Origin of the sequence: Nitratifractor sp. (assembly GCF_015487065.1) — a bacterium.
Lineage (GTDB): Bacteria > Campylobacterota > Campylobacteria > Campylobacterales > Sulfurovaceae > Nitratifractor.
This window is the reverse complement of record NZ_WFQN01000096.1, coordinates 1-14,362: the sequence shown is the minus strand read 5'-3', so window position 1 is coordinate 14,362 and position 14,362 is coordinate 1. Positions and strand designations below refer to the sequence as shown.

General features: G+C 58.3%; 14 protein-coding genes and 1 pseudogene. 11 read left to right on the top strand and 4 right to left on the bottom strand.

Translation table 11 applies throughout. The features are described 5' to 3' along the window. From F8I07_RS05120 to F8I07_RS05100, 5 genes are all read left to right on the top strand, one after another. Window positions 1-235, top strand: a 235-nt coding sequence (locus F8I07_RS05120) for a pseudouridine synthase (RefSeq protein WP_292656588.1), incomplete at its 5' end; no start/stop codon positions are given. A 101-nt stretch (window positions 236-336) separates the two neighbouring features. Further along, window positions 337-1,692, top strand: coding sequence for a signal recognition particle protein (ffh, locus tag F8I07_RS05115; protein ID WP_292656586.1), 1,356 nt, complete (start codon window positions 337-339; stop codon window positions 1,690-1,692). A 71-nt stretch (window positions 1,693-1,763) separates the two neighbouring features. Further along, entirely contained in the window at window positions 1,764-2,486 is a 723-nt protein-coding gene (locus F8I07_RS05110; protein ID WP_292656584.1) for a F0F1 ATP synthase subunit A, read from the top strand. Window positions 2,487-2,648: 162 nt separating this feature from the next. Continuing rightward, window positions 2,649-2,795, top strand: a complete 147-nt coding sequence (locus F8I07_RS05105; RefSeq protein ID WP_292656582.1) for a hypothetical protein — start codon at window positions 2,649-2,651, stop codon at window positions 2,793-2,795. Then, window positions 2,792-3,337 carry a thiamine phosphate synthase gene (locus F8I07_RS05100; RefSeq protein ID WP_292656580.1) on the top strand — a complete coding sequence of 182 codons (546 nt, stop codon included), beginning with the start codon at window positions 2,792-2,794 and terminating at the stop codon, window positions 3,335-3,337. The genes F8I07_RS05105 and F8I07_RS05100 overlap by 4 nt, the downstream gene beginning before the upstream one ends. 147 nt (window positions 3,338-3,484) lie before the next feature. Here F8I07_RS05100 and F8I07_RS05095 read toward each other — a convergent pair whose 3' ends face one another. Together F8I07_RS05095 and aspS are read right to left on the bottom strand one after the other, a co-directional pair. After that, a complete protein-coding gene (locus F8I07_RS05095) occupies window positions 3,485-4,084 on the bottom strand; it encodes an adenylate kinase (protein WP_292656578.1) in 600 nt (199 codons plus the stop codon). Between the two features lie 224 nt (window positions 4,085-4,308). Next, complete coding sequence (gene aspS / locus F8I07_RS05090; protein WP_292656576.1) at window positions 4,309-6,084, bottom strand: aspartate--tRNA ligase; 1,776 nt, start codon at window positions 6,082-6,084, stop codon at window positions 4,309-4,311. Window positions 6,085-6,310: 226 nt separating this feature from the next. Here aspS and F8I07_RS05085 point away from each other — a divergent pair, with 226 nt between their 5' ends. From F8I07_RS05085 to F8I07_RS05070, 4 genes are read left to right on the top strand one after another with little or no spacing between them, the layout of a single operon-like run. After that, entirely contained in the window at window positions 6,311-7,132 is an 822-nt protein-coding gene (locus F8I07_RS05085; protein WP_292656574.1) for a 5-bromo-4-chloroindolyl phosphate hydrolysis family protein, read from the top strand. Window positions 7,133-7,157: 25 nt separating this feature from the next. After that, window positions 7,158-8,321: a toxic anion resistance protein gene (locus F8I07_RS05080; protein WP_292656572.1), complete on the top strand. Its 1,164-nt coding sequence runs from the start codon at window positions 7,158-7,160 to the stop codon at window positions 8,319-8,321. Then, window positions 8,322-9,434: an SPFH domain-containing protein gene (locus F8I07_RS05075; RefSeq protein ID WP_292656570.1), complete on the top strand. Its 1,113-nt coding sequence runs from the start codon at window positions 8,322-8,324 to the stop codon at window positions 9,432-9,434. A 5-nt stretch (window positions 9,435-9,439) separates the two neighbouring features. Further along, window positions 9,440-10,534, top strand: a complete 1,095-nt coding sequence (locus F8I07_RS05070) for a hypothetical protein (RefSeq protein WP_292656568.1) — start codon at window positions 9,440-9,442, stop codon at window positions 10,532-10,534. A gap of 53 nt (window positions 10,535-10,587) precedes the next feature. On the opposite strand, the gene F8I07_RS05065 is transcribed toward F8I07_RS05070, so the two are convergent. Both F8I07_RS05065 and F8I07_RS05060 read right to left on the bottom strand, forming a co-directional pair. After that, entirely contained in the window at window positions 10,588-11,136 is a 549-nt protein-coding gene (locus F8I07_RS05065; RefSeq protein ID WP_292656565.1) for a hypothetical protein, read from the bottom strand. 62 nt (window positions 11,137-11,198) lie between these two features. Then, a complete protein-coding gene (locus tag F8I07_RS05060) occupies window positions 11,199-13,100 on the bottom strand; it encodes an NAD(+) synthase (protein WP_292656564.1) in 1,902 nt (633 codons plus the stop codon). A 24-nt stretch (window positions 13,101-13,124) separates the two neighbouring features. On the opposite strand from F8I07_RS05060, the gene F8I07_RS05055 reads away from it, so the two are divergent. Both F8I07_RS05055 and F8I07_RS05050 read left to right on the top strand, forming a co-directional pair. Continuing rightward, a complete protein-coding gene (locus F8I07_RS05055; RefSeq protein WP_292656562.1) occupies window positions 13,125-13,940 on the top strand; it encodes an RNA methyltransferase in 816 nt (271 codons plus the stop codon). Between the two features lie 175 nt (window positions 13,941-14,115). Next, window positions 14,116-14,362, top strand: a pseudogene (locus tag F8I07_RS05050) (hypothetical protein); the annotation flags it as partial.

Below are 14,362 nucleotides of genomic sequence, written 5' to 3'. Positions count from 1 at the left end.
GGTTTGGCCCGACGAGGTGCAGGGGAAGAAGTCGAAAGTGCGTATCGAGATCGAGACGGGCCGGACCCATCAGATCCGGCTCCATCTGGCCCATGCCGGCCACCCCATCGTCGGTGACGAGCTCTACGGCAGTCCCACCCGGGCCAAACGCCCGCTCTTGCATGCGAAGAAAATCACGCTGCTGGGACGCAGCTACGAGGCGCCGGAACCTAAAGATATCCAGCGCTACAAGTAACGCTTGATATCCGATTTTGGATTTTGGATGATGGATTTTGGATGGAGGGTAAAAAAATTGGATAGAATTTCCAAAATTTCCCTCCGAGAAAGGGTATTTCGATGTTTGATACACTGACCGACAGTTTCAAAAACGCGATCGGAAAGATCCGTTTTCACGATGACGAAAAGGCGCTGAAGAAGGCGCTGACGGAGCTGAAAAAAGCGTTGCTCAAGTCCGATGTCCACCACAAGGTGGTCAAAGAGCTGATCTCGACGGTGGAGAAAGATACCAAGGCCGCGGGAATCGGCAAAGAGAACTTTATGGCGGCCTTGCAGAACGAGCTGGTGCGGATCCTGACGGCCAAGGGAAATCAGGGCTTTGTCTTCGCCTCCCGTCCGCCGACGGTGGTCCTGATGACCGGATTGCAGGGATCGGGTAAGACCACCACCACCGGCAAGCTGGCGTATATGCTCAAAGAGCAGAAGAAAAAGAAGGTCCTTATCGCCGCGGCGGATCTGCAGCGTCTGGCGGCGGTGGAGCAGCTGCGCCAGATCGCCGAGCAGATCGGCGTGGATCTGGTGGCCGACGAGAACGCCACCCCGGACGAGGTCGTGAAGCGGGCCCTGAAAAAGGCGGAGGATGAACTCTACGACGTGGTGCTCATCGACACCGCCGGGCGTCTGGCCATCGACGAGGAGCTGATGGAAGAGCTGGCAAGGATCCGGGATCTGGCCCAGCCGGATGAGATCTTCTACGTCGCCGATGCCATGACGGGAATGGATGCGGTACGCACCGCCCAGACTTTCAAAGACAAAATCGGCATCACCGGGGTGATCCTGAGCAAGTTCGACGCCGACAGCAAAGGGGGCGTCGCCCTGGGGATTGCCCATCAGGTGGGCGTGCCGCTGCGCTTCATCGGTAGCGGGGAGAAGATGCCCGACCTGGAGCCCTTCATCCCCGAGCGGATCACCGGGCGGCTCATGGGAGCCGGGGACATCGAGGGACTGGCGGAGAAGACGGCGGCGGTCATCGACGAAAAAAGCGCCAAGCGGGTCACCCAGAAGATCAAAAAAGGGAAGTTCAACTTCAACGATTTCCTTGAGCAGATGGAGCAGATGAAGAAGCTGGGCTCTATGAAGTCTCTGATGGGAATGATCCCCGGAATGGGGAACATGGCCAAGCAGCTGGGGGATCTGGACCTGGAGAACTCCAAAGAGGTCAAACACATCAAGGCGATGATCAGCTCCATGACTCCCAAAGAGCGGGAGAACCCCGATCTGCTCAATAACAGCCGCAAACGGCGGATCGCCGCCGGTGCCGGTCTGAGCCAAGTGGAGGTCAACCGGGTCATCAAACAGTTTAAAAACGCCGCTAAAATGGCCAAAAAGCTCTCCGGCAAGGGTGGGATGAAACAGATGCAGGATATGATGAAGCAGATGCAGGGCGGCGGAGGCTTCCCCGGAGTGCCCCGCTAAGGGAACGTTTAGTCCCAAGCTAAGCTAATTCAGGCTATAATTACGGCAAATTTTTTCGTAAAAGGGAAGTGATGGAAGGCGTATTTACCTTTATCGGTTCGATTGTTGGGGAAGGGAGCGGAATGGTCACCGGACACCTGATCCTGGTGACGATTATCATCATGTGGCTGGCTTTCAAGGCCACGAGCAACCTCAAAGCGGTTCCCACGGGAGCGCAGAACATTCTGGAGGCCTATCTCGGCGGCGTCATCGCCATGGGAAAAGATGTCATCGGCGAGGAGCTGGCCCGCAAATATCTCCCGCTGGTCGCGACGATTGGCCTTTTCGTCCTGGTTTGTAACCTGCTGGGAATCATTCCCGGATTCGAATCTCCCACCAACAACATCAATGTGACCCTGCCTCTGGCGCTTGTCGTCTTCATCTACTACAACTACGAAGGGATCAAAAAGCAGGGGGCCGTCCACTACTTCGCCCACTTTGCCGGACCCGTCAAAGCCCTGGCGCCGCTGATGTTCCCCATCGAAGTCGTCTCCCACATCTCCCGGATCATCTCCCTCTCCTTCCGGCTCTTCGGAAACATCAAAGGGGATGATCTGTTCCTCTGGGTCCTGCTGATGCTGGTCCCCTGGATCGTGCCCCTGCCCGGATTCCTGCTGCTGACCTTCTCGGCGCTGCTGCAGACCTTTGTCTTCATGATCCTGACCTACGTCTATCTGGCCGGTGCCGTGGCGCTGGAAGAGGAGCATCCCGAGAAGGCTCCCGAACCGGTTGCCGACACCCTGGGTGCCGTCTAAGACGGCGACCCGCTTCTACTCTTTCCCATGCGTCTCAAATCCCGTCTCTTATCTTTTTTGATCAATTTTCTTCTGGGGGCTTTTTGGGCCTTTGCTCTACTGGGTGCGTTCTGGGCACTTCAGCAAAATATTCGTTTCGGTTTCCTCTACGCGTTTTCAAGTATGCTTGTGTGGCTGTTGCCGGGACTCTTCGGAGTCGTGTTGATGGAGTATATTTTGGCGGGCTTTGAACGTAACGAAGAGATTCGGCGTCAGACCCGGATTTTGGAAAAGATTGCCCGAAAGCTGGAATCCGGCTCCAAAGAATGATCGCCTACGCCATCACCGATCCCTCCACACTCTCTTTCGATACGTTATCGTCCGATCTGCAACGTATCAAGGCCAAGGGAGCCACGATGATCCTCTACCGGGACAAAGGGGCTGAGGATTATGATGAAAGGGCTGTAGCGTTCGTTTCGGCGGCACGGGAGGCCGGTTTTGAACGGATCCTTCTTCATAATCGACCTGAATTGGCTCTGGCGCTGGGAGCGCAGGGAGTCCATCTCTCTTCTGATCGCATGGATCTTTTGTCGAAAATAGGTCGAATGCCTCTGCTTAGTGTCGTCAGTACCCACCATCTCTCCGAAGCACTCAAGGCTCAGGAATCGGGCGCTTCCATAGTGACGCTCAGCCCGCTCTATGCTTCACCCGGCAAGGGGACGCCACTGGGAGAAAAGCGCTTTGAAGAGATAGTACGACAGTTGTCGATTCCTGTCATCGCTTTAGGGGGAATTCTGGGAGGACAGGAGATCGATCAAGCGATGGCACTGGGGGCAGCGGGATTCGCTTCTATCCGATATTTTTCTCGCTAAAATCTTTTTGAATGATTCCGGGTGTGCTCGTGATGCTTTAAATTGTGAGTTGTTTTTTTCAGAGCGGCTAATATGCTTTAAGCGTAGAGGAGGAGTGAAAGAGCTTCCGCTTGAGTCTCGATCTCTCTCAAGCGGATTGTCGCGATATCAGCCTTCGGCAGCTTTTTCTTTGACAAAGGCTTCCATCTCATCGACGATGGGTTCGATGGGGCGTTCGCCGTCGATGATCTTGAGCAGCCCCTTCTCCTGATAGAACTTTTCGATCTCGGGCAGGGGGTCGAGGTAGATCTTCATCCGCTGATAGAAGACCTCTTCGTTGTCGTCGCTGCGCTTGACCTCGGCCTCTTCGGCCCGGCCCAGGATCCGTTCCTTGGCCACTGCTTCACTGACCCGGACTTCGATGACCGCTTTGAGCTCTACATCCTTCTCGTTTTTCAGGATCTCGTCCAGGGCCTTCATCTGCTCGGTGCTGCGGGGGAAGCCGTCGATGAGGATGATATCCTTGGGAGCGTTCTTGACGGCGTTGATGATGGTGTCGATGACGATATTGAGGGGGACCAGGGCTCCTTTGGAGATGTAGCTTTCGATCTCTTTTCCCAGCTCGCTGCCGCTGGCGACCTCCTGGCGAAGCATCTCGCCGGTGGAGTAGTGGACGACGGTGTCGGGATTGCGCTCGGCGATGATCTCCGCGTCGGTGGTTTTGCCGGAACCGGGGGCTCCGATGATGAGGAAGAGTTTTTTTGCCATTGATGATCCTTTCTGTTGGTTATTGTTTGGTCATTGGACTTTGGACGGAATCCCTCTCGAGTTCTCTGCATGCTGCCGGTTTCACTCGATAGCTCTGGCAGTCGCGAACGCAAGCGCCCGTTTCACGGGTTGAGCGCTCCTTTGTCGCCATCGAGTGAAACCTCTCAGGAATATTTTTCAAAAGGTTTTTAGCCTAATGACCGAAAGAGCGATGCTCTTTCGTCTCACTCCGCCGTGGGCCGCTGCCGCAGGCGGATATGGAGTTCTTTGAGCTGCTCTGGATCCACGGGGCTGGGGGCCTGAGTCAGGAGACACTGGGCCCGCTGTGTCTTGGGGAAGGCGATGACGTCCCGGATACTCTCGGTGCCGGCCAGGAGCATGATCATCCGGTCGAAGCCCATGGCAAATCCGCCGTGCGGGGGCGCGCCGAACTCCAGAGCTTCCAGGAGGAAGCCGAACTTCTCCTGGGCCTCCTCATCACTGATTCCCAGGAGCTTGAAGACCTCTTTCTGGATCTCGGGTTTGTGGATACGGATCGACCCGCCGCCCAGCTCCGTGCCGTTGAGGACCAGATCGTAGGCGACCGATTTGAGGTCCTCGATCTCTTCGTAATCCAGCCCGCCTTTTTCGTTGAGCTTGGGCATGGTGAAGGGGTGGTGGAGGGCTTTGAGTTTGCCCTCTTCGACTTCGAACATGGGGAAATCGACGATCCAGACGAACTTGAACTCTCCCTCGGGGATGATCTCCATCAGCTCCGCCAGGTAGAGGCGGAAGCGGCCCATGTAGTCCAGGACCACCTTCTTCTCCCCGGCGCCGAAGAAGACGACGTCGCCCACCTGCAGCCCGCAGCGCTCGATGATCGCCTGCAGGTCCTCTTCGGTGAAGAACTTGGTCAGGGGCCCCTTGAGTCCCTCTTCTTTCATCTGGAAGTAACCCAGCCCCTGGGCGCCGAACTTACGGACATAATCCTCGAAGCCCTTCATCTGGCGCTTGGAGAAGATGTTGTCGCCGTTGGGCACTTTGAGGGCTTTGATGCGGTTCTTTTTGGGGGATTTGGCGATGGTGCTGAAGATCTCGTTGTCGCAGCGCTCAAAGATGTCGATGACGTCCACCATCTCCAGGCCGAAGCGCAGGTCGGGCTTGTCGGAGCCGTACTTCTCCATCGCTTCGTCGTAGGTCATGCGGGGGAAATGGGCAGGAAGCTTCTCCCATTGGTCACAGGCGGCCCAGATATCCCGGATCAGCCGCTCGGCCACTTCGATCACCTTCTCCTGGTCGCAGAAGCTCATCTCCACGTCGATCTGGGTAAACTCGGGCTGGCGGTCGGCCCGCAGATCCTCGTCGCGGAAACATTTGGCGATCTGGAAATAGCGGTCGAAGCCGCTGATCATCAGCAGCTGCTTGAAGAGCTGAGGCGACTGGGGCAGGGCGTAGAATTCCCCGGGCCAGACCCGGCTGGGGACCAGGTAGTCCCGCGCCCCTTCCGGGGTGGATTTGGTGAGTACCGGCGTCTCCACCTCCATGAAGCCCAGCTCCGCCAGGGAGTTGCGGGCGGCGATGGCCGCCTGGGAGCGGAGGCGGAAGATCTGATGCATCTTCGGCGTCCGCAGGTCGAGATAGCGGTATTTGAGCCGGATCTCCTCGTTGACCTTCTCGTCCCCCAGTTCGAAAGGCATCGGCTTGGAGGCGTTTTCGATTTTGAGTTCGCTGACGACGATCTCCACTTTGCCGGTTTTGATGTTGGGGTTCTCCAGCCCTTCGCCCCGGGCTCTGACCTTGCCGGTGGCGACGAGGACATACTGGTCCCGGACCTGGTCGGCGATGCGGTGGGCCGCTTCGCTGTCGGCGGGGTCGCAGACGAGCTGGACGATCTCCTCCTTGTCCCGGAGGTCGATGAAGATGACTCCTCCATGGTCGCGGCGGCTGGCGACCCAGCCGGCGACGGTCACTTCCTGACCGATAAGTTCTTCGGTGATTTCATCACAGTAATGGGTTCTCACAGTGCTTCCTGATGCTAAGAGTTTGGCGCGATTATAGCGCAAAGGGGCTGAAAGAGGGTCAACAGAGAACCGGATGCGGGGCGATCCTCACTTTTTTGATACAATCACGTAGATCAACTTCCGCAGGATTCATCATGAACAGTTACTATCGGGTCTTCGGCACACTTTTTCTACTCTATGCACTGGGCTGGAGCATCGCCCAGAGTTTTTGATGCAGGGGATGCGAATGTCCAAAGCGATTCGACTCAACGGCAAAAAGATCAAACGTTTGGCGCGACGCCCCTGGCTGCTCTATCTTTTCCTGCTTCCGCTCTTTTTCTCCGTCGCCGCCTCCCTTTTCGAGGCGGAATACGGTCGCTTTCTCGTGAAACTGGGTCTCTTTGCACTTTTTGCGGGAAGTGTGACGCTGATCGACAGGGGCTTGCGTGAAGGTTACAGGTACGAGGAAGCGGTCATCAGCAAAGCCCCTTTTCCTTATAGGAGTGTCGGTGCTCTCACCCTGGGAATCACGGTTTTCCTGCTGGCGTTTCTCGTGGACGGGGCAGGGGTTTTCCGGAGTCTCTTTCTCGCTGTTTTGACGGGTGCCGGGGTTCTGCTCGATTACGGTCTGGATCCCCGACGGGACAAACTTCCCCAAAACAGCGGCGTCGAACCCGAACTGCTGCTGAAAAGCCTGAACGAGGCGGAAGCGACACTGGCAGAGATCGTCGAAGCCAAAGAGGAGATCCGTGACCCGCGCCTGGAGCAGGCGCTGGATCACGCCGTGGCCAACGCCCGGGAGATTCTCGACACCCTCAAGGCCGATCCCCGGGATATCCGTGTCGCCAGGAAATTCCTCGTCGTCTATCTGGAGGGGATCAGAACGGTCATCAGGCAGTACAACGATCTCGACAGCGGGCTGATCGATGAAAGTATCCGGATGCGTCTCCTCTCGCTGCTGGAAGAGGCGAAGCTGCGCTTCGAAAAGGAACTCGAACGCCTGCGGTCGAACGATCTTTTCGATCTGGATGTCCAGATCGATGCACTCAAAGAGCAGTTGAAACACTAAAATCAAAAGAAGGAGAACGATACCCATGGAAAGCAAGATCAAAGAGCAGGTCGAACAGAGCATCGAGGCAAAAAATCCTACGCCTCCGGCTCCGCTGCCCGAAGAGCAGAGCGAGGTGGAGAAGGCGATGCGGGAGCTTGATCCCAAAGATCGCAACTCGGTCATCTACTTCGGCTCCTCGGCCCAGGCAAAACTCGACGAGATCTCCAACCGGATGCTGGAGGGAGTGAAAAACCAGGAGACCGGAGCGGCCGGGGAGGTGCTCAACAATATGGTCGCGGCGATCCGCGGCTTTGATATCGATGCTCTCGATCCCAATCAGAAGCTGAGCTGGTGGCAGAAGCTCTTCGGCCATGCCCAGCCCCTGGCGACCTTCATTCAGAAGTATGAAGAGGTCCGCAATCAGATCGATGTGATCGCCAACGAGTTGGAGCGGCACAAAGCGCAGCTGATGAGCGACGTCATCGCCCTGGACAAGCTTTACGACGCCAACCTGGACTATTTCCGAAAACTCGAGCTCTACATCGCTGCGGGGGAGCAGAAGCTCAAAGAGCTGGATGAACAGATCATTCCCGAATATGAAAAGAGAGCCGAAGGCCAGGAGATGCTCGCGATTCAGGAGCTCAAGGAGATCCGTGCTTTCCGGGACGATCTCGAACGCCGGGTGCACGATCTGCGCCTCTCGCGGCAGGTCGCCATGCAGGCGCTGCCGAGCATCCGTCTGATCCAAGAGAACGACAAATCGCTGATCAACAAGATCAGTTCCACCCTGGTCAATACCGTCCCTCTCTGGCGCAACCAGCTGGCTCAGACCATTACGATCTTCCGCAGCCACGATGCGGCCAAGTCCGTCAAGGAAGCCTCGGATCTGACCAACGAACTTCTGGAGCGTAACGCCGAGGGGCTGCGGGAGGCCAACGCTGAGGTGCGCCGACAGATGGAGCGGGGGATCTTCGATATCGAGAGCATCAAAAAGGCCAACCGGACCCTCATCGACACGCTCAACGACTCGCTGCGTATTGCCGAGGAGGGCAAAAAGGCCCGCGCCGCCGCCGTGGTGGAGCTGCAGAAGACCGAGCAGGAGCTCAAAGAGGCGCTGATGGCGGTCAAGGCGAAACGGGAAGCTCCCGCCATGGAGCGTGGGACGGAAAGTGCCGAGACCAAAGCTATTGGGCAGAAGGAGGGGTAGATGGGGCTCTTCGACTGGATCACCGGCCAGTTTATCGATGTCATCGCCTGGACGGACGATAGCCACGATACCATGGTGTGGCGTTTCCCGAGAGAGGGGAACGAGATCAAATACGGTGCCAAGCTGATCGTCCGGGAAGGACAGACGGCAGTCTTCGTCAATGAAGGGGAAATCGCCGATATCCTGGGGCCGGGGACCTATGAGCTGGAGACCGGGAACCTGCCCGTCCTGACCACGATGCAGCATTGGGACCACGGCTTCAAATCGCCGTTCAAGGCGGAGGTCTATTTTCTCAACATGACCCGTTTTACGGATCTGAAGTGGGGCACGCGCAATCCGATTACGGTGCGGGATCCCGAGTTTGCGATGGTCCGGCTGCGGGCTTTCGGGAGCTACGAAATCCGCATCGAGGATCCCCGGACTTTCATGCAGGAGGTCGTAGGGACCGACGGCCACTTCACCCTCGATGAGATCCAGAGCCAGCTGGCCAACCTGATCGTCTCCAAACTGGCGGTGGTGCTGGGGCAGGATCGTACGCCTGCTCTGGATCTGGCGGCAAACTACGAGGCTTTCGGACGCTTCATCACCGAAGGGATCGCCCCGGCTTTCAGGGAGTACGGCCTGAAGCTGGAGCGGATTCTGGTGGAGAACATTTCGCTGCCCGAAGCGGTGGAGAAGGCGATCGACGCCCGCGGCAGCCGGGCTGCCGCCGGCAATCTGGACGAACACCTCAAATACCGGAGCGCCGAAGCCCTGGATAAAGGCGGAAGTCTGAGCGATATGGCCGGGATGGGTGTGGGGTTTGCCATGGCGCAGGAGATGGCCCGGGGATTTGGCCCGAGCGGCCAGAATGCTCCTGTCGCCCCGTCAGACGCCACGCCGCCGCCCCCTCCGCCGCCACAGCAAAAGCTCTACTATGTCTCCACCAACGGCGACAGCGAAGGCCCCTATCCTCTGGAGCAGTTGCGGCAGATGGTCGGGCAGGGGCGTCTGACGCCGGGCAGCTATCTCTGGAGTGAAGGCTTCGACGGGTGGAAAGCGGCCAAAGCGGCACTGCCCCAACTCTTTGAGACCACGACACCGCCTCCGCCGCCTCCGCCTCAGAACAGCTAGGGTCTATGCACGTCAAAGCCGAGATTTTTCCCTGTCCGGGCTGTGGCAGCGCGATGCGCTATGCACCGGGGACAGACAATCTGCATTGTGACTACTGCGGCAGCGATAAGCCGATCGACGTTCCGCCTCTCCCGCCGGAGATGAAGCGGGAGCTCGGTGCCTGTCTCTCCCGGGTGCAGAGCTGCCATCCCGGAGCGATCGAAAAGGTGCTGGACTGTCCCGGCTGCGGCGCCGATGTCAGCTTAGAGCCGCTGACCATCGGCGAACCCTGCCCCTACTGCGGGACCCCTTTGCTCAGTGAACCGGGGAACCCTCTCCCGCCCAGCGCCGTGCTTCCCTTTGCCGTCACCCACAAAAAGGCCCAGGGGATCTTCAAGCGCTGGATCGGCAACCTCTGGTTCGCCCCCAACGCCCTGAAGCGGGTCGTCGATACCGGCAAGTCGCTGGAGGGGTACTATCTGCCTTTTTGGATCTTCGACGCCGATACCCGCTCCTACTATGAAGGGGAGCGGGGGGACGCCTACTACGTGACGGTGCAGCGGATGCGGGTGATGAACGGACGGGAGGTGCCGGTGCAGGAGCAGGAGCGGCGCATTCGCTGGACCCCGGTGTCGGGCTCTACTTCCCGCACCTTCCGCGATCTGCCCATTGTGGCGACCGATCGCTTGCCTCCCAAACTCCTGGCCAGGCTCCAGCCCTGGGCGAGCGGACAGATGCAGTGCTTCGATTTGCGCTGGCTGAGCGGTTTCACCAGCCACGAATACAGCCGTCCCCTGGAGTCGGGCTACGAAGAGGCGCGTGGGATCATGCAATCGGTGATCCGCAACGACGTGCTCCGCAGTATCGGCGGCGACGAACAGCGGATCTACGGCATCGACACCCGCTACGACGGCGAGCGCTTCGCCGTGCCGCTCTTCCCGATCTGGAGCAGCACCTTCCGTTACGGCGGACGGAACTATACCATCGCCGTCAACGCCGTCAGCGGTGAGATCGCGGGCGAGCGCCCCTACAGCTACTGGAAAATCTTTTTTCTCATTCTGACGCTCACGGCGATCGCGGGCGCGGCGGCCTGGTTCTATCGACACTACGGGGGAGATTAAGGATTCGACGATGGGTGAACTATCCTACGTGTCAAGAACAATTCGGACCGGGATCAGTCACCGATCTTTTTGTAATAAGCCTCGATCTCCTTCTCCGACATGGCTCCCAGCTGCATATGAACCACCACTCCCTTTTTGTCGGTAAGAATGATCAGGGGGACGGAGCCCTGCCAGCCGGCTGCCCGGGCGATGAAGCGGGCGAAGGGCATGGCCTGGGCGGTGTCGACCAGGTGGATTCCCTGAAGTTTCAGCTCCTTTTCGAAGGCTTTGAGTCTGTCGGGTTTGAGCCCTTTGAGCTCGAAAGCGACCACTTCCATCCCGGGCATCTTGGATTTGAGTTTGCTGAGAAGCTGCAGTTCGTTGCGACAGGGAGTTCCGGTGTGGATGAAAAACATGGCGAAGACCGCTTTGTCTTTGAATTCGGGGTAGCTCAAGCCTTTGGAGCCGGGGACGATATGAAAGCTTTGCCCCTCGGTATCGGTGAAACTGAACTTCAGAGTTTGAGCCGCGGCGGGGGCGGTGGTGTTGGTATCGGCTGCGAAAAGAGAACTGAGACCTGCGATAAGCCCCGCCATTAAAACGTTACGAACGATCGAGAACATAGATACTCCTTACTATTCAAAATATCTTTTTACTTCCAAATTTTTCATTCCAACATTCAAGATCAGCTCTCCAACTCCTCCAGCCAGGCGGCAAACTGTGCATCGCTGGGCATCCGCCAGTCGGCACGGGGGCTGAGGCTGATGGTTCCCACTTTGGGACCGTCGGGCATGCAGGAGCGTTTGAACTGCTGGGTGAAGAAGCGGCGCAGGAAGAGGACAAGCCAGCGACGGATCGTTGCTTCGTCATACTTTTCCCGGAAAGCCAGGGTGGCCAGAGCCAGGATCTTGGCCGGTTCGGCGCCGTATTTGACGAAATGGTAGAGGAAGAAGTCGTGCAGTTCGTAGGGGCCGACGATCTCTTCGGTCTTCTGGCTGATTTTCCCCTCTTTGGCCGGGAGCAGCTCCGGGCTGACGGGGGTGGCAAGGATGTCGTGGAGGACCTCGCTCAGTTCGGGATGGCTCCGGGCGTAATACTCCACCAGGTAGCGGATCAGGGTCTTGGGGATGCCGGCGTTGAGGCCGTACATGCTCATATGATCCCCGTTGTAGGTGCTGAATCCCAGGGCGATCTCGCTCAGGTCGCCGGTACCGACCATGAGGCCCTTTTCTTTGTTGGCCAGGTTCATGAGGATCTCGGTACGGGCCCTGGCCTGGATGTTTTCATAGGTCACGTCATGGAGATCGGGATCGTGGCCGATGGCCTCCATCTCTAGAGTGGCCAGATCCCGGATGGGGATCTCCCGCAGCTCCACGCCCAGGGTTTCACAGAGGGCGACGGCGTTGCGGTGGGTGCGGCCGCTGGTGCCGAAGCCCGGCATGGTCACGGCCAGAATCCCCGCCGGATCCCATCCGGCGATTTTGAAAGCCCGCCAGGTCGCCAGCAGCGCCAGGGTCGAATCGAGCCCTCCCGAGATCCCCAACACCGCCCGCTGCACACCTGCCTGTTCCATGCGCCGGATCAGGGCATGGGCCTGGATAGCGGTGATCTCTTCGCAGCGTTCCTGCCGCTCCGCCGGATTGCCGGGGACGAAGGGGTGGGGGTCGATGAAGCGCTCGATGGTACCGGGGTGGGGAAGAGAACCTGTCGGGATCCGGCGTACCTTTTTGCGTCGGGCGTCGGCGTAGGAGGTTTCGGCCAGCCGCAGGCCTCTGAGCTTTTGCAGGTCCACATCGGCGGTGACAAGCTGAGGCTGCGCGCTGAAACGCTCCCCTCGACGCAGCAGGCTGCCGTACTCGGCGATCATGGCATCTCCTCCGTAGACGGTATCGGTGCTGCTCTCTCCCACGCCGGAGGAGGCGTAGGCGTAGGCGCAGATCAATCGGGCGCTCTGGGTGCGGACCAGTTCGGCGCGATACTGGGCCTTGCCGACCAGCTCGTTGCTGGCGCTGAGGTTGAGGATGAGGTTGGCACCGTTGCTCGCCATATGGTTGCTGGGGGGCGTGACGGCCCAGAGGTCTTCGCAGATCTCCACCCCCAGGAGCAGATCCTCTCCGTCGTCAAAGAGCAGGTCCACACCGAAAGGGACTGCTTTTCCGAGGAATTCCACGGTCTCGTTGACGATATGACGCCCGCTGTTGAACTGGCGCTTTTCGTAAAACTCCCGTTTGTTGGGCAGATAGCTTTTGGGGACGATGCCCAGGATCTTTCCCTGCCGGATCACCGCGGCGCAGTTGTAGAGCCGGTCGGCGACGGGCAGGGCGATGCCGACGGCATAGAGAGTTTCGATCTCACGGCCGGCTTCCAGCAGCCAAGCGAGGGCTTCGTTCTGAGCCGTCAGAAGACGCTGTTGATAGAAGAGGTCCGAGACGCTGTAACCGGTGAGTCCCAGTTCGGGAAAGACTACGGCGGCGATCTCCTGCTCGGCGGCCTGGCGCAGGAACTTCAATATCTCTTCGGCGTTACGTTTGGGGTCGGCCAGATGCAGGGGCGGCACCGCGGCGGCGATCCGGATAAATCCGAACATAGCAATCCTTTGGAGGGTGATAGAGTGATTTTATCATATAATCCCACCATGGAATCTCCCGAAATTATTTCCGTTACTGAGCTGGAATCTCCTGAACTACTTCCCTATCGCACGCTGCGGGGGAATCTCTTCGACCGGGACGGCAGCTTTGTCGCCGACTCGCCGCGGGTCGTCGGGCAGCTTCTAGGGAGCGGTTTGCGCTTCAAAAGTCTGCTCTGCACTCCCGAGTATCTGGCGCAGGAACGATCCCGGATCGAAGCGGCGGGAGTACCGAAGGTTTTCGTAGGGGAGCGCAAGCTCCTGGAGGGGATCGTCGGCCACCGGATCCACCACAATGTCATGGCCCATCTCCTGCGTCCGGCCAATGTCCCTCTGGAGCAGCTGCCCGATCAGGTGCTGATGCTGAGCCGCCTCAACAATATGGAGAATGTGGGAGCCATCGCCCGCTCCGCCGCGGCCCTGGGGGTGCGGGGCTACGCAGTGCCGGCCAGCGGCCCCCATCCCTACGGCCGTCGGGCGATCCGGGTCAGCACCGGCCACATCACCCGCCTGGCGACCCATATCTACGAGGATCCCCTGGAGACGATCCGGGCCTTCAAAGCGTGGGGATACCGCATCCTGGCTGCCGAGGTAACGGAGACGGCAGTCCCGCTGGCAAATTTCTCCCCGGTGCCCGAAAAGTGGGTCCTGATCCTGGGGAACGAAGAGGAAGGGGTGCCCGAAGAGATCCTGAAGGAGGCCGATACGGTGCTACAGATCGAGATGGAGCCGGACGTCAGGAGCTTCAACGTGGCGATGGCGGCGTCGATTCTGATGTATAAACTAAAGAGAAACCAGTGACGAGTAACTAAGTTCTCTGAAAAACAACCGGTTTCACTCAATAGCTCTGGCAGTCGCTAATGCCGTTGGCACCCCTTCGGGGCAAGCGCTCCTTTGTCGCCATCGAGTGAAACCTCTCAGGAAATTGATTCAAGAAATACTATTTTTTCTTAAAAAGCTAAAAAAGGAGATTTGAATGCGACTGTTGATTATCTGGACCGTTGCAACGCTGTTGATATCGGCAGGCAAAATTGACCCGAAGCAGGTTGATGAGGGGATCCGTCTCTTCAACGCCCATCGTTTCGATCGTTCCTACGATCTGCTGATCCCCGCGGCAAAGGCGGGGGATCCGAAGGCGGAGTTCTATGTGGGGCTCCTTTATGACATGGGTTCGATCAAAATGATGGACAAGGATCGGGCGGTGGAGTGGTACCGCAAAGCCG

Coding starts and splice junctions, on each gene's coding strand:
- F8I07_RS05075 (WP_292656570.1), top strand. CDS start 8,322: ATGGGGCTCTTCGACTGGATCACCGGCCAGTTTATCGATGTCATCGCC.
- F8I07_RS05080 (WP_292656572.1), top strand. CDS start 7,158: ATGGAAAGCAAGATCAAAGAGCAGGTCGAACAGAGCATCGAGGCAAAA.
- F8I07_RS05060 (WP_292656564.1), bottom strand. CDS start 13,100: ATGTTCGGATTTATCCGGATCGCCGCCGCGGTGCCGCCCCTGCATCTG.
- F8I07_RS05095 (WP_292656578.1), bottom strand. CDS start 4,084: ATGGCAAAAAAACTCTTCCTCATCATCGGAGCCCCCGGTTCCGGCAAA.
- F8I07_RS05105 (WP_292656582.1), top strand. CDS start 2,649: ATGCTTGTGTGGCTGTTGCCGGGACTCTTCGGAGTCGTGTTGATGGAG.
- ffh (WP_292656586.1), top strand. CDS start 337: ATGTTTGATACACTGACCGACAGTTTCAAAAACGCGATCGGAAAGATC.
- F8I07_RS05065 (WP_292656565.1), bottom strand. CDS start 11,136: ATGTTCTCGATCGTTCGTAACGTTTTAATGGCGGGGCTTATCGCAGGT.
- F8I07_RS05100 (WP_292656580.1), top strand. CDS start 2,792: ATGATCGCCTACGCCATCACCGATCCCTCCACACTCTCTTTCGATACG.
- F8I07_RS05085 (WP_292656574.1), top strand. CDS start 6,311: ATGTCCAAAGCGATTCGACTCAACGGCAAAAAGATCAAACGTTTGGCG.
- F8I07_RS05110 (WP_292656584.1), top strand. CDS start 1,764: ATGGAAGGCGTATTTACCTTTATCGGTTCGATTGTTGGGGAAGGGAGC.
- F8I07_RS05070 (WP_292656568.1), top strand. CDS start 9,440: ATGCACGTCAAAGCCGAGATTTTTCCCTGTCCGGGCTGTGGCAGCGCG.